The 14,319-nt window shown below is 68.9% G+C and carries 11 protein-coding genes; 7 read left to right on the top strand and 4 right to left on the bottom strand.

Annotation, left to right across the window (positions count from 1 at the left end; translation table 11 throughout):
* The first annotated feature begins 34 nt into the window (after nucleotides 1-34).
* Nucleotides 35-3,556, top strand: coding sequence for an arabinosyltransferase domain-containing protein (locus tag CDOO_RS01065; protein WP_018022912.1), 3,522 nt, complete (start codon nucleotides 35-37; stop codon nucleotides 3,554-3,556).
* Here the strand turns inward: CDOO_RS01065 and CDOO_RS01060 are convergent, their stop codons facing one another.
* The 3 genes from CDOO_RS01060 to CDOO_RS01050 all read right to left on the bottom strand — a co-directional run bounded on the left by CDOO_RS01060 (nucleotide 3,557) and on the right by CDOO_RS01050 (nucleotide 6,503).
* Nucleotides 3,557-4,864: an HNH endonuclease gene (locus CDOO_RS01060; protein WP_051064103.1), complete on the bottom strand. Its 1,308-nt coding sequence runs from the start codon at nucleotides 4,862-4,864 to the stop codon at nucleotides 3,557-3,559.
* 126 nt (nucleotides 4,865-4,990) lie between these two features.
* Nucleotides 4,991-5,875, bottom strand: a complete 885-nt coding sequence (locus tag CDOO_RS01055) for a PrsW family intramembrane metalloprotease (protein ID WP_018022911.1) — start codon at nucleotides 5,873-5,875, stop codon at nucleotides 4,991-4,993.
* A 10-nt stretch (nucleotides 5,876-5,885) separates the two neighbouring features.
* Nucleotides 5,886-6,503 (bottom strand): hypothetical protein, encoded by a 618-nt coding sequence (locus CDOO_RS01050; RefSeq protein WP_018022910.1) that lies wholly within the window; start codon nucleotides 6,501-6,503, stop codon nucleotides 5,886-5,888.
* 42 nt (nucleotides 6,504-6,545) lie between these two features.
* Here CDOO_RS01050 and CDOO_RS01045 point away from each other — a divergent pair, with 42 nt between their 5' ends.
* From CDOO_RS01045 to CDOO_RS01020, 6 genes are read left to right on the top strand one after another with little or no spacing between them, the layout of a single operon-like run.
* On the top strand, nucleotides 6,546-8,474 hold the full coding sequence (locus CDOO_RS01045) for a M13 family metallopeptidase (protein ID WP_018022909.1): 1,929 nt from the start codon (nucleotides 6,546-6,548) through the stop codon (nucleotides 8,472-8,474).
* A 41-nt stretch (nucleotides 8,475-8,515) separates the two neighbouring features.
* Nucleotides 8,516-9,022 (top strand): 2Fe-2S iron-sulfur cluster-binding protein, encoded by a 507-nt coding sequence (locus CDOO_RS01040; RefSeq protein ID WP_018022908.1) that lies wholly within the window; start codon nucleotides 8,516-8,518, stop codon nucleotides 9,020-9,022.
* Nucleotides 9,019-9,999 (top strand): FAD binding domain-containing protein, encoded by a 981-nt coding sequence (locus CDOO_RS01035; protein WP_018022907.1) that lies wholly within the window; start codon nucleotides 9,019-9,021, stop codon nucleotides 9,997-9,999. Before CDOO_RS01040 ends, CDOO_RS01035 begins: the two co-directional genes overlap by 4 nt.
* Nucleotides 9,996-12,095 carry a xanthine dehydrogenase family protein molybdopterin-binding subunit gene (locus CDOO_RS01030; RefSeq protein WP_018022906.1) on the top strand — a complete coding sequence of 700 codons (2,100 nt, stop codon included), beginning with the start codon at nucleotides 9,996-9,998 and terminating at the stop codon, nucleotides 12,093-12,095. Before CDOO_RS01035 ends, CDOO_RS01030 begins: the two co-directional genes overlap by 4 nt.
* Entirely contained in the window at nucleotides 12,092-12,682 is a 591-nt protein-coding gene (locus CDOO_RS01025; RefSeq protein WP_020384687.1) for a nucleotidyltransferase family protein, read from the top strand. The genes CDOO_RS01030 and CDOO_RS01025 overlap by 4 nt, the downstream gene beginning before the upstream one ends.
* Entirely contained in the window at nucleotides 12,679-13,668 is a 990-nt protein-coding gene (locus CDOO_RS01020; protein ID WP_018022904.1) for an XdhC family protein, read from the top strand. The genes CDOO_RS01025 and CDOO_RS01020 overlap by 4 nt, the downstream gene beginning before the upstream one ends.
* Here the strand turns inward: CDOO_RS01020 and CDOO_RS01015 are convergent.
* The gene (locus tag CDOO_RS01015) at nucleotides 13,665-14,300 is read right to left on the bottom strand and encodes a CG0192 family protein (protein ID WP_018022903.1); all 636 of its coding nucleotides are present in this window, start codon (nucleotides 14,298-14,300) and stop codon (nucleotides 13,665-13,667) included. The genes CDOO_RS01020 and CDOO_RS01015 overlap by 4 nt on opposite strands.
* Nucleotides 14,301-14,319: the final 19 nt, after the last annotated feature.

Raw genomic sequence — 14,319 nt, 5'->3', positions numbered from 1 at the left:
GCCCACTCCGAGCCCTGACCTACACTCTGACCCTATGTCCCAGCCCAGCAGCATAAGTACGAGCAGCACGGCCGCCACCGCGGTCGGCGCAGACACCGCCTCCTCCGCCCGCCTCCACGGGTCGGCCCCCCGGTGGCTGAAGAGCCTGGCCATCGTCTCCGGGCTGCTCGCCACGATCCTCTTCCTGCTCGTGCCGTTCCTCCCGGTCAACCAGACCCAGTCCTCGGTGCACTGGCCGCAGAACGACTCCCTCAACTCCGTCAACGCGCCGCTCATCTCCGTCGCCCCGGAGAAGTACGAGGCCCAGCTGCCGCTATCCGCCGTTGACCTGCTGCGCGACGGCCAGTCCCTGCTGCTGGGCACCATCCCCGCCGACAGCCCCGAGGCGACCGACCGGGGCCTGTTCATCACCGTCAACGCCGACGACGGGCTGAGTGTCTCCATCCTCAACGACGTGGTCTTCGAGCTCGCCTCCGAGGAGATGGCGGATCTGCCCGCCGACGCCGTGCTTGACCTGGCGGCCACAGGCGACGGGACGTCGATAAGCATCCCCGGAACCGACCACGCCGAATCGACGGAGTCGGACCTCCGTCCGCAGGTCACGGGCGTGTACACGGAGATCGACAACTCGCCCGAAAACGTTTCTTCGCTTATCGACGCCGGTCTCAGCGTCGACGTGGAGATCAACTCCCGCTTCACCACCTCTCCGACGCTGATCAAGCAGGTCGCGATGTGGGCCGGCACGCTCCTGGCGCTTATCGCCGTGTGGGCGCTGTGGCGCCAGGACCGCTGCGACGGCCGCGGCCACATCCGGGGCGGAAGCCGCCGCTGGCGGCCCACCCCGCTCGATGGCGTGGTCGGGGTGATCCTCGGGTTCTGGCACATCTTCGGCGCCAACACCTCGGACGACGGCTTCATCCTCACCATGGCGCGGGTCTCCGGCCACGCGGGTTACATGGCCAACTACTACCGCTGGTACGGCGTGCCCGAGGCACCGTTCGGCTCCCCGTACTACGAGCTGCTCGCCGTGATGAGCGAGGTGTCCGCGGCCTCGCTGTGGATGCGATTGCCGGCGCTGGTGGCGGGCATCGGCATCTGGCTGCTGCTCTCGCGGGAGATCCTGCCCCGCTTCGGACGGGGCATAGCCGGTCGACGCGTCGCGCACTGGACCGCGGCGTTCATGTTCCTGGCCTTCTGGCTGCCCTACAACAACGGCGTGCGTCCGGAGCCGATCATCGCGCTGGGCACGCTGCTCGCCTGGGCACTGTTCGAGCGTTCCATCGCCACGGACCGCCTGCTGCCGGCGGCGCTGGGCACGCTGACCGCGGCCGTCACCCTGACCTGCGGCCCCACCGGCCTCATGGCCGTCGGCGTGTTCCTGGTTTCCCTGCCCTCTCTGGTGCGTATCCTCGGCCGCCGGATGGCCGCCGACGACTCGCCCCGCCTGGCGGCCGCGAGCGTGCTGCTGCCCTTCAGCGCGGCCGGGCTCTTTGTGCTCGTGCCCATCTTCGCCGACCAGACCCTGGCCGCCGTCATGGAGTCCACCCGCGTGCGGGGCATCGTCGGCCCGTCGCTGGAGTGGTACTCGGAGTACGTGCGGTACTCCACGCTGATGGAGCAGTCGGTCGACGGATCCCTGACCCGACGGTTCGCGATGCTCACCATGCTGGTGTGTGTCGCCCTGATCCTCTACTCCGTGCTGCGGTTCGGCAGCGTGCCCGGCGCGAACCGCGGGCCGACGTTGCGCCTCGTGCTCATCGTCGCTCTGTCGATGTTCTTCCTCATGTTCACCCCCACCAAGTGGACCCACCACTTCGGCATCTACACCGGTATCTCGGGCGCGGCCGCCGCGCTGGGTGGCGTGGTGCTGGCGCAGATCGCCGCCAAGTCTCCCCGCGCGCGCACCTTCGCGCTCGCCGGCGTGACCTTCCTGCTGGCGCTGACCTTCGCCGGCTGGAACGGCTGGTGGTACATCTCCTCCTTCGGCGTGCCCTGGTGGGACAAGACCCCGCAGCTGCGCGGCATCGAGTTCAACACCATCCTGCTGGTCATCGCGCTGCTCATCCTCGCGGTGGCGATCGTGCAGACCTTCCGTCACCAGTACCGCCGCTCGCAGGCCATCGAGGAGGGCCGGCTCGACCAGTTCGACGCCGCCGACAAGACGGCCGCCAGTCGGTGGACCACGGTCATGACCGCGCCCATCGCCGTGGTGTCCATTCTTGTGGTGCTGTTCTCCGTGGCCACGTTCACCAAGGCCTTCGCCAGCCAGTACCCCGATTACAGCGTGGGCCTGGGCAACGTCAAGGCGCTGACCGGCGACACCAGCTACCTCGCCGACGAGGCGATGGTGGAGACCAACACCAACGAATCTTTCCTCTCCCCGCTGGGCGACGTGCCGCTCGGGGAGTCCCTCGAGGCCGGGGAGGTCCAGGGTTTCGAGCCCGGGAAGATCCCCGAGTTCATCGTCCCCGAGACCCAGGCCGCCGCGAACGTCGGTGCCATCGCGAACTCCTCCATCAACAACGGGTCCCAGACCGGCGACGGCCCGGCGGCCAGCGGAGACACGGGCAGCACCGGGGACACCGGGAACGCAGACACGACCACCGACGCCGGTAGCACCGGGTCGACCAGCACGGACACCACGACCTCGGCAGATTCGACGACCCGCACGCCGACGTCCGACACGACCGGCGGCACCCGCGAGGCCACGGGTGTCAACGGTTCCAACGCCCAGCTCCCGTTCAACCTCGACCCCTTCGCCATCCCGGTGACGGGTTCGTGGGAGGACGAGCCGACCGCGTCCGCCTCCATCACCACCGCGTGGTACCAGCTCCCGGAGCGCACGGAGAACGCCCCGCTGCTCGTCGTCTCCGCCGCCGGCCGGATCGCCCACTTCGACCAGGACGGCGTCGAGGAGCCCGGCGAAGACCTCGTCGTCGAGTACGGCGTCACCCGCGAAAACGGCGAGGTGGAGAAACTCGGCGAGAAGGTGCTCTACGACATCGGCCCCACCCCGACCTGGCGTAACCTCCGGGTCCCCCTGGACGAGCTTCCCGAGGAGGCGGACGCGGTGCGCATCGTCGCCGAGGACACCTCCCTCGACCCGGAGAACTGGATCGCGTTCACCCCGCCCAGGGTTCCGGAGCTCGCCCCACTCTCCACTCTCACGGATGACTCCACCCCGGCGCTGCTCGACTGGTCCGTGGGACTGCAGTTCCCCACGCTCCGCACGTTCGACCACTTCGCCGGCGTGACGGAGATCCCGCGCTACCGCGTCTCCCCCGACAACGAGGGCGCAGAGGCCCTCACCGGATTCATGGACTTCCTCGGCGGCGGCTCCCTCGCCACCGCAGAGGCCGTCAACTCCTCGTACGAGGTGCCCAGCTACACCCGCGGCGACTGGAACCGGGACTGGGGATCGATCCAGCGCTACGAGCTGCGCGCGGACTCCACCGGCACGGCCCCCGACGAGGCGGTGGTGGACACCGAGGTGATCACCCGCTCGGGCACCTGGCACGAATCGGACATGAACATCCGGGTGCCGGAGGAGGAGTAGTCAGACCGGCGCCAGCGCCACCCCGGCAGCCTCATCCGAGAACGACTGACCCTCGACTCGGATGGGGCTTCTGTGTTCCCGGAACCTGCCCCGATCCAGGCGCATGGGCAGGCTGCGGTTCTCGGAGACGTACCGGGCGCCTCCCGCGAAGGTGAAGTTCAGCACGGACGAGTCCCCCTGCCCGAAGGTGATCTCCGCCATTCCGGTGGTGACCAACGAATGGCAGGCTGAGCACAACGGGATGAGATTCCACAGCTCAGTTTCTCCCCCGTCGCGGTAGAAGATGATGTGGTGGAACTCGATGAACCTCGTGTGGTTGCAGCCGGGCATCGCGCACTGGAAGTTCCACCGGGCCATGAGGGCGTTGACCTGGGCGTCGCCCACCAGCCGCTGCGCGCGGCTCGCGGCCATCTGCACCCCACGGTTGTCCAGCAGGTGTGCCCGGACGTCCCCGTTGAGTGCCGCGGCCACGAGGCTGCTGGAGCTTGCCCCGGGTATCGACGGCAGAATCGCCCGCCCGTCCTCGCTCACCAGCAGGTTGACCTGGGCTCCCGGTGTGCGGAGACGGTTGGTCGGGCGGCATCTGGTCATGTTCACCATGCCCAGGAACGCAGAGAGCAGCCCGCTTCGCCGGGGTGCCCCGAACCCGGTGGCCGAGCGTTCTTCGGAGGGCACGGCAACGGGTGTGTTCTCCGCCTTCTCCAGCTCCCTGGACACGGCGTCCCCGTCGGCCAGCACCTCAGGATCCACCTCGGAAAGGTCGACCAGGTTGCCCAGCTCGGCGATCTTCAGACCTGCCAGCAACCGTGCCGCATTCTCCGGGCTGATTCTGCCGTGGAACCTCAGCCATCCGGTTTCCTCGTCGATGTGCAGGGAGAACTTCTCGGACAGAGGTTTCTCCGGCCTGCCCATGCCCGCGAGGAGGGCGCGCAGCTCGGTGATGGTCAGCGATTTCGCCGCCGCCAGCAGCTCGGCTTCGTTCTCCTCCGTGAGGTGGGCGGCCAGGATGCGCACGACGCTGTAGGAGAGCTCTCCCGCGAGGAAAGCGGCGGCAACCAGCGGGAACCTGGCCAGAGTCGTGCCCACCCGCAGGTATTCGAAGGCGGTGGACTCCGCAACGCTGAGGGTGCGCATGAGCCAGATGGTGGTGGACGGCGACCCCAGCTCCCGGGCCAGGGAGCGGCTGTGGAAGTCGGCGAGGGCGAGAATGAACAGCGCCTTGAAGCGGGTCATCTCACCGTGGGCGGAGATGAGGGTGGAGATGAGGGTCTTGGGACTCATGTCGGTGAGGTCGGATGGCTGGTACACGTCGGTTCCCCCGAAGCGAGACGATCAGATGTTCGATGACACCCAGACCATAAAACATGGGGTGGACACGGCCGGCCCGCCTACGCTGACCTGTGGATAAGCACTATGCCACGGCATAGTCGCGGCCTAGTTCTCCACAGCGACGGCGGGGAGCTGCGTGAGGGAGGTGATGGCCCGAGGGGTGTATGCGTAGGTCCGATCGCTTCGGGCCGCCTTCCATCCACGCCTCATCAGCCAGAAGATCAGCGGGTACAGGATCAGGCAGACAACGACCGTCGTGACGCCGGCTGCGACCTCACCGCCCTGGTAGTTCCATCCGAAATGCAGGAGGAAGGACACGGCCAGCCACCCGAGGGCGACGAGGATCCGCCGCGCGGTGGACAATCGCGCAGCGAACAGGGCCTGGCCGATGCCCCAACCCGCGATGGCGGTCCAGATGATGTGCAGGAACGGGCCGAGGAAGATGCGCAGTCCCCAGATCTCCAACAGCCCCGCCACGTCCGAGTTGGTGTCGAGCATGCCCAGGACCGCGCCGTAGGTGATGTTCTCCACGGTCTCGAACCCCAGCCCGACGAGCGCGCCGGTGACCAGCGCGTGCCACGGGCGGTTGATCCCGCGGAACATCAGGGCGATGAGCACCACACCCAGGGCTTTGCCGGGTTCCTCCGGGTACGCGCCACCGAAGGACATCGTGGCCGCGTCCCAGCCGAGGCTGTCCACCGCGTCCATGAGCGGGGTGGCCACGAGCAGGGCGGGCATCATGGCGAACCCGCCACCCCAGGCCAGGCAGACAAACACCCACAGGGCCGTGACCCGCGCCGAGTTCATCTGCGGCCACAGCGGCGTGAACCGGAGCAGGGCGACGACCACGCCGACGTAGAGCAGGCCGAGAAACACTCCGCCCACCGCCGCGGAGGGGGAGAAGAACAGCAGCCCGAAGAGGGTGACGCTGGTCAGTCCCAGTCCGATCACTACGAGAATGCCCGTGACCCAGGCGGCGGTGCGGTTCATGGCGGTTCTCCTAGAGAGTGGTCTCTTCGGGGGCGTAACCCGAGGTGGTGAGCGTGCCCAGGAGGCTCTCGGGCATCGACTCCCCGATCAGCGTCTGCCAGACCGCCTCACCGTAGTCGGCGGTGTCTTCGCTGTCCCAGAGCACGTCGATCTGCACGTACATCAGAAAGTTGTCCTCGATCGGGGTGAGAATCCCGATCAGCCCGTAGCCGGGGTCGTCCAACACCAGCGTGTCCCCGAAGTGTTGCACCGCCAGGCTGTCGTCCGCGGAGGCCCAGCTGCCGGCCCGGAACATGCGCCGCAACGTAGCCTCCGGATCCTGAACGCTCTCGCGGGGATGAACGACGCTGTCCAGGCTCACCCCTCCGCAGTCGTATCCCCACATGAGCGGGGATTCGTCGTTGAACTCGCACCTCACGGGCTGCCCGTCCAGGGTGAGCGGGATCTCGTCATAGGAGTCGAAGGACGACAGCTGCACCGGCTCGGTCTCACCGGTGGCCGCCGGGATCAGCGCGCGCAGCAGGAAAGGCAGAAGGAGAATCACCGCCAGCAGGATGGCCAGCACCCCGAGCACGGGAGCGGCCTTCTCCGGCTGGAGCCGATAGGCGGTGACGTTTCCCGGGCGCATGCCTGCACAGCCTAGTGGGTGCCAGCGCCTAGAGTTGGGCACATGGATGATCTCTACCGCTACGTCAACGGCCCCTGGCTCGACAACCACGTGATCCCCGAGGACCGGGGTGTGGACGGGACGTTCCACACCCTGCGTGACAACGCCGAGGAGAACGTGCGCGACATCGTCGAGACGGATTCCGGGCGCCCCGGGGCGCTCTTCGCCTCCTTCATGGATGTCGACGGCGTCAACGCCGCCGGGATGACGCCTCTCGACGACGACCTCGACCTCCTCACCGCCGCGGACGTGCACGATTTCGCCGCCAACCTGGGAACGCTCGAGCGCCGGGGTATCGGCGCCCCGGCCTCGTTCTGGGTGGAGAAGGACTCCGGTTCCGAGGAGTCCATCGCCTACGTGGTGCAGTCCGGACTCGGCCTGCCCGACGAGGCCTACTACCGCGAGCCCGACCACGCCGAGACCCTCGAGGCCTACGAGCACCACGTCGCGGACATGCTGACGTTCCTCGACCCGGCACGCCTGTTCGGCCTGGACCCGCAGTCGGCCGCGGCGCGCATCGTGGCCCTGGAGAAGGACATCGCCGCGGGCCACTGGAATGTGGTGGCCTCGCGCGACGCGGTGAAGACGTACAACCGGGTGGAGCTGGAGTCCCTGCCGTCGACCGTGCGCACGATGCTCACCTCCACCGGTCTGGGCGACGGCCCGCTGGTGAACATGATGCCCAGCTACATCGAGCGCCTGGCGGAGCTGCTCACCGCCGACCGCCTGGCCGACTGGCAGCTGTGGGGCACGTGGCAGATCCTGCGTTCGCGCGCCGGCGTGCTGCCCGTGGAGGTCGGGGCGAAGAACTTCGAGTTCTACGGCACCCGGCTCTCGGGCGCGACGGTGCAGCGCGACCGGTGGAAGCGCGGCGTCGCACTGGCGGAGTCCCTGGTGGGACAGGAGATCGGGCGGGTCTACGTCGAGCGTCACTTCCCGGCCTCGTCCAAGGACGAGCTGCTCACCCTCGTCGACTATCTCCTGGCCGCCTACCGCGAGCGCATCACGGCGCTGCCGTGGATGACCGACGAGACCAAGGGCAAGGCCCTGGAGAAGCTGGCCCAGTTCAAGCCGAAGATCGGTTACCCGGACAACTGGCGCAACTACGACGGCCTCGAGTTCGGATCCACCGGCGCCGACCTCATGGCCAACGTGCGCGCGGGCGCGCAGTTCCTGCACGACTACGAGCTGGGCAAGATCGGCCTGCCGGCGGACCGCTCGGAGTGGGTCACCACCCCGCAGACCGTCAACGCGTTCTACAACCCGGTGGTCAACGACATCACCTTCCCCGCGGCGATCCTCCAGCCGCCCTTCTACTCCCCGGAGGCGGACGCGGCGGAGAACTTCGGCGCGATCGGCGCGGTCATCGGCCACGAGATCGGGCACGGCTTCGACGACCAGGGTTCGCTGTACGACGGCCTGGGCAACCTCAACTCCTGGTGGACCGACGCCGACCGCGACGCGTTCACCGCGCTGACCGACAAGCTGGTGGCGCAGTTCCAGGGCCTGGTCCCCCGCATTCTCGAGGAGAACGGCGTCGATACGCCCGGTGTCAACGGCGAGTTCACCCTGGGCGAGAACATCGGTGACCTGGGTGGATTCGGCATCGCCGTCGTGGCGTTCCAGATGTACCTCAAGGATCACGGCGACCCGGGTGAGAAGGAGTTCCCGCACGAGGGCGGCTCACCGGACATGGCGGGGCGGAAGTTCACCAGCATGCAGCGGCTGTTCCTCTCGTGGGCCAGCGTGTGGCGCACGGCGATCCGGCCGGAGATGCAGAAGCAGTACCTGGCCATCGATCCGCACGCGCCGGCGGAGTTCCGTTGCAACCAGATTGTCGCGAACATCCCGGAGTTCTACGAGGCGTTCCCCGAGGTCGACGAGGATTCCGCGCAGTACATCGCGCCAGAGGATAGAGTCGCGATCTGGTGACCTGAATCATCACCACTCGCTTATCAATCCCGGGAGGGATCATGGACCACCCTATCCACCTCACCGTCGACGGAACGGACCATTCCGTCGACGTGGACACCCGCACCACGGTGCTCGATGCGCTGCGCGAGCGGCTGGGCAACACCTCGCCGAAGAAGGGTTGCGACCACGGCCAGTGCGGCTCATGCACGGTGCTTATCGACGGTCGTCGCCAACTCAGCTGTCTCAGCCTGGCCGTCGCGCATGACGGGGCGGAGATCGTCACCGCCGCCGGCCTGGGTGAGGACGGCGAACTGCATCCCGTCCAGGAATCCTTCATCACCCACGACGGTTTCCAGTGCGGTTACTGCACGCCGGGTCAGGTGTGTTCGGCCGTGGGCATGCTCGAGGAGCTGCGGGCGGGGCATCCGAGCCACGTCACGGAGGATCTCACGGAGGACCCCGAGCTCAGCGACGCGGAGATCCGGGAGCGCCTCAGCGGCAACCTCTGCCGCTGCGGCGCCTACGACGGCATCCTCGAGGCCGTGAAGGAGGCGGCGCAGCGATGAAGCAGCTCGACTACGTCGCCCCCGCCACGGCCGAAGAGGCCGTGGCGGCGGTCTCCGGCAACGACCTCGCGCGGTTCCTCGCCGGCGGCACCAACCTCGTCGACCACCTCAAGCTGGGTGTCGCGACGCCGGAGGTGCTGGTGGATGTCAGCAAACTCCCCCTGACGGACATCACCGAGACCGATTCCGGCATCCGGATCGGCACCAACGTGCGCAACAGCGACCTCGCCGCGTACTCCGCCATCCGCGCGCAGTGGCCCGCGGTGAGCCGCGCGCTGCTCTCCGGCGCCAGCGGGCAGATCCGCAACATGGCCACCACCGGCGGCAACCTGCTGCAGCGCACCAGGTGCGTGTACTTTCAGGACGTCACCACCGCCTGCAACAAACGTGAACCCGGCACCGGCTGCTCCGCCCTCGGCGGATACGGCCACCACAACGCGGTCCTGGGAACCAGCGAGCACTGCGTGGCCACCCACCCCTCCGACCTGGCGGTCGCGCTGACGGCGCTGGACGCCGAGGCGATCGTGCTGGGCCCCGAGGGCGAGCGGCGCATCCCCGTGGCACAGCTGCACCGGCTGCCCGGCGCGCACCCGGAGACGGACACCGTGCTGGAGCACGGCGAACTCATCACCGCGGTCGAGTTGCCCGCGAGCCCGCTGGCCCGGCGCTCCACCTACATGAAGACCCGTGACCGCGCCTCCTTCGCCTTCGCGCTGGTCTCCGTCGCGGCGGCCGTGGAACTGGACGACGACGGCCGAATCACCGACATCGCCCTGGCCTTCGGCGGGGTCGCCCACAAACCCTGGCGCGCCACCCGCGCCGAGGACGCGCTGCGCGGAACCATCCCCAACGAGGCCGCCATCAACCGTGCCGTTGCCGCCGAGCTGACCGACGCCTCCTTCACCGAGGCCACCGCCTACAAGGGCCCGCTCCTGCGCGGCGCCACCGTCGCCGCCCTGAACGAGGTACTCCGATGAGCCCCAGCAAAAACGCCACCCCGATCTCCGCCGCGGCCATGGGCTCGCCCCTCGGCCGGGTCGACGCCCGGGAGAAGGTCACCGGGCGGGCCACCTACGCGTTCGAGAACGACGCGCAGTTCGAGAAGAAGCCCCTCTACCTGTGGCTGGTCACCTCCACCACCGCCAAGGGCCGGGTGCGCGAGATCGACGCCTCCGCCGCCCTCGAGCACCCGGGCGTGACCGCCGTGCTCGACCACGTCACCGCGCCCCGCATGGCCGACACCGACAACAGCGAGCTGGCCATCCTGCAGGATGACCGCATCAGCTACTACGGCCAGATCGTGGCGCTGGTGCTCGCGGAAACCATCGAGGCCGCCCGCGAGGGTGCGCGGTTGACCGTCGTGCACCAGGACGAGGAAAAGGCCGTGCTCACCGCCGACGAGGCCGAGCTCTACACCCCCACCAAGGACGCGGTCGGCGCGGAACCGGACACCGAGGAGGGGGATGTCGATGCCGCGCTGGCGGAGGCTGAGGTGGTCGTCGACAAGCAGTACTCCACCCCCTACGAGCAGAACAATCCGCTGGAACCGCACGCGGCCAGCGCGGTGTTCGCCGACGGGGTCCTGGAGATGTGGGACTCCACACAGGGCGTGCACGGCGTTGCATCCGCGCTGGCACCGATGCTCGGGCTGAGCGAGACGCAGATCCGGGTACAGGCGCCCTATGTCGGCGGCGGTTTCGGCAGCAAGGGCGTACCCCATCCCCCGGAGATGGCCGTCGCGCTCGCCGCGGTGTGGGCCGACGGGCGGCCGGTGAAACTCGCGGTCACCCGCCAGCAGATGTACTCGCTGACCGGCTACCGCACCGCGACGAAGTCGCACATCCGCCTGGGAGCGCGTGCCGACGGCCGTATCACCGCCCTCGACGTCCTGGCCACCGTGGAATCCGCGGCGGCCAAGGAGTTCATCGAGCACGCGGCCAAACCCGCCCGCATGATGTATGCCGGTGCAAACCGACGCACCCGGCACCGCGTCGCCGAACTCGACGTGGCCATCCCCTCCTGGCTGCGCGCCCCGGGCGAGATGCCCGCCATCTTCGCCCTCGAGGTCGCCATGGACGAGCTCGCGGAAGCCACGGGGATCGACCCGGTGGAGCTGCGTATCCTCAACGACCCGGAGATCGACCCGGAGACGGGCAAACCCTTCGCGTCCCGGCGCCTGGTCGAGTGCCTGCGCCGCGGCGCGGAGAGTTTCGGCTGGTCGCAGGGTCGCCCAGAGCCGCGCTCGACGCTCGAGGGCGACTGGTGGGTGGGCACCGGCGTGGCCTCGTCGACCTACCCGGCCAACTTCTTCCCCGGCAACAGCGCGCGGGTCACCGCGCTGGAGGGTGGACGCTACAACGTGGCCATCGGCGCGGCGGACATCGGCACGGGCTCGCGCACGGCGCTGCTGCAGATCGCCGCGGACGCGCTGGAAGTCCCGGTCGAGGACGTGGACCTGGCCATCGCCGATTCCTCCCTGCCCACCGCCACGGTGGCCGGCGGCTCCTCCGGTACGGGTTCCTGGGGCACGGCCATCGTTCAGGCGGCCCAGCAGTTCCGCGCGGACCACGGTGACCACCCCGTTCCCGGCGAGCTGACCACCTCCACCACGGAGGCCTACCCCGACATGGACAAGTACTCCATGCACTCCTTCGGCGCCGCCTTCGCCGAGGTCCGGGTGCACCGACTTACCGGGGAGATCCGGGTTCCGCGCCTGACCGGCGTGTACTCGGTGGGCCGCGTCATCAACCCGGTCACGGCCCGCTCGCAGTTGCTCGGCGCGCTCATCATGGCCCAGTCCGCCGCGCTCTACGAGGAGGCCTACCGCGACACCCGCACCGGGCACTTCGTCACGCAGGACCTGGCGTCCTATCACGTGGCGGCCCACGCGGACATCGGTGACCTGCACGTGGAGTGGCTCGACGACGTCGACGAGCGCGCCACCCCGATGGGTTCGCGTGGCATCGGGGAGATCGGCAACGTCGGCGCCTCGGCGGCGATCGTCAACGCGGCGTACCACGCCACCGGCGTCCGCGTGCGTGATCTGCCGGCCACTCCCGAGAACTTTCTGTGACGGTCGGTCTCCTACTCGCCGCCGGGGAAGGTCAGCGCCTGGGCCACGGGCCCAAGGCGATGCTGCGCGCGCCTGATGCGGACTCGCTGGTCCGGCGGGCAGTAATCACGCTGCTGGACGGGGGCTGCGACCGAGTGGTCGTCGTCGCCGGCGCCGGTGCGGATGAGGTGCGCGCTGAACTATCGACGCTCCCCTGCCAACTCGTGGTCAATCCCGCGTGGAGCAGCGGCCTGGCCTCGTCGTTTGCCGCCGGGGTGGCCGAGGCAGCGCGCCTCGGTGCTTCCCGGGTGCTGGTGGCGCTGGTGGATCAGCCCGGCCTGACTCCGGGTGCGGTCGAGCACCTGCTCGCCCGGGCCGCCCCGTCCCGGGTCACCGCGGCCGCCTACGACGGCGAGCGCGGACACCCGCTGCTTCTTCCGCTGGCCTTCGCGCAGGAGGCAGCCGCCCAGGCCACCGGCGACGCCGGCGCCCGGGAGTGGTTGCGCGCTCACCCCGAGCTGGTCGACCTGGTCGAGCTCGGCCACCTCGCCGACGGACGTGACATCGACACCCCCACGGACCTGGCGGCGTGGCGGGAGGCCAGATGAACTTCTGGGAATCCCTCGCGCCAACGCTGGCGGGTGACAAGGGCTTCATCCTGGCCACGGTCATCTCCACCACGGCCGGTGCCCCGCACCCGCCGGGCACGCAGATGGCGCTGCTCGACGACGGCTCCGTCGTCGGCAGCCTCTCCGGCGGCTGCATCGAGGCCGACGTGCTGGCCCGCGCCGAGGACGTCTCCGCCACCGGTGAGGCCACGATCCAGGACTACGGCTACAGCGACGCCACCGCCCTCGGGGTAGGCCTGACCTGCGGCGGGTCGATCCGCGTGTACCTCGAGTACGTCGCCCCGGAGGAGTTCGATCTATTTCGCGAGCTGTTGGCGCACCTGCGCCGCAGTACCCCGGTAGCCACCGTCACACGCCTCGGCGGCGGCCGCGAGATCACACTCACCGACAGCGCGCTGCTGCGTCAGGGCCGCTCCGCGCTGGTTGGCGACTCTTTCGTACGGGTCTTCGCGCCCCCGGAACGACTCATCATCTTCGGCGCCAATGCCTTCGCCTCTGCGCTAGCCAGTCTGGCGTCCGCAACCGGCTACCGCGTCACCGTCTGTGATGCCCGTGCCACCTTCGCCACCCGGGAACGATTCCCCACCGCCGCCGAGATCGTCGTGCGCCAGCCACACCGCTACCTCTCGGAGTTGGCCGTGGACGAGCGCACGATCCTGTGCGCCATGACACACGACCCCAAGTTCGACGACCCGCTGCTGGCCACGGCGCTGCGTACAAACGCCGGCTTTATCGGGGCGATGGGCTCGCGGCTGACCACCCAGGAACGTCACGAGCGGCTCCGCGCCCTGGGCGTCAGCGAGGAGGAACTGGCACGCCTGCGCGCCCCCTTTGGGCTCGACCTCGGTGGTCACACCCCGGAGGAAGCGGCCGTGTCCATGCTCGCGGAGATCATCTCCGCGCGTCGGGGCGGCTCCAACCGGCCGCTCTCGCAGACGGAGGGCCGGATTCACCGGGAGGGTTAGCCGAGGCCGTCGGAAAGCATCAGTTCCGCGATGATCACCGGGGTGGCCTCCGGGTCCTGCGCGGGCACCGCGGTGAGGTGGAGCCGAGAGGTGCCGTAATCCGTGCTCGCCGACCGCGCCGGCACCGGCAGGGCGCTGATGCGCAGCCGGTAGGACAGCACCTTGCCGTCGACGGTCACGGTGCCCACCGCGCGCTGGCGGGTCGCCTCGGCGATCTGTGCGTCCACCACCTCGGCCTCCGGCTGCTCGCCGGAGCCCCTGATAAGGAACTGCGGGCCGGGCCCGTCGGGAAACTCTGCGCCGTCGTCGCCCTGAACAATAGTGCGGATGATCTGGGTGACCGCGACGGGATCGCTCAGCCCCGCGGAGACCCAGCGTTTGCCCAGCTCACTGTGCTCGAGGGTGGTGAGGGTGGCCTGCTCGCTGAGCTCGGCGGACCGGTAGGTCACGGGCAGCTGGATCAAACGACCGGAATCATCGAGTCCGAAGTGGAACTCGATGCCCACCTCGCCCTCGGGGTCCACGAGGCGCGCGGATCCCTGCAGATCCTTGATGGAGGCGAAGTTCTGGGCCAGCTCCGCTTTGGTCGGATTCAGTTCGGCGTCGGGGTACAGCTTGGCAGTTCCACTCATGGTCTCTTCCGCTCCTGCT

Origin of the sequence: Corynebacterium doosanense CAU 212 = DSM 45436 (genome assembly GCF_000767055.1) — a bacterium.
GTDB classification, from domain to species: Bacteria; Actinomycetota; Actinomycetes; order Mycobacteriales; family Mycobacteriaceae; genus Corynebacterium; species Corynebacterium doosanense.
The sequence above is the reverse complement of the archived record's forward strand: the minus strand, read 5'-3'. Positions and strand labels throughout refer to the sequence as shown.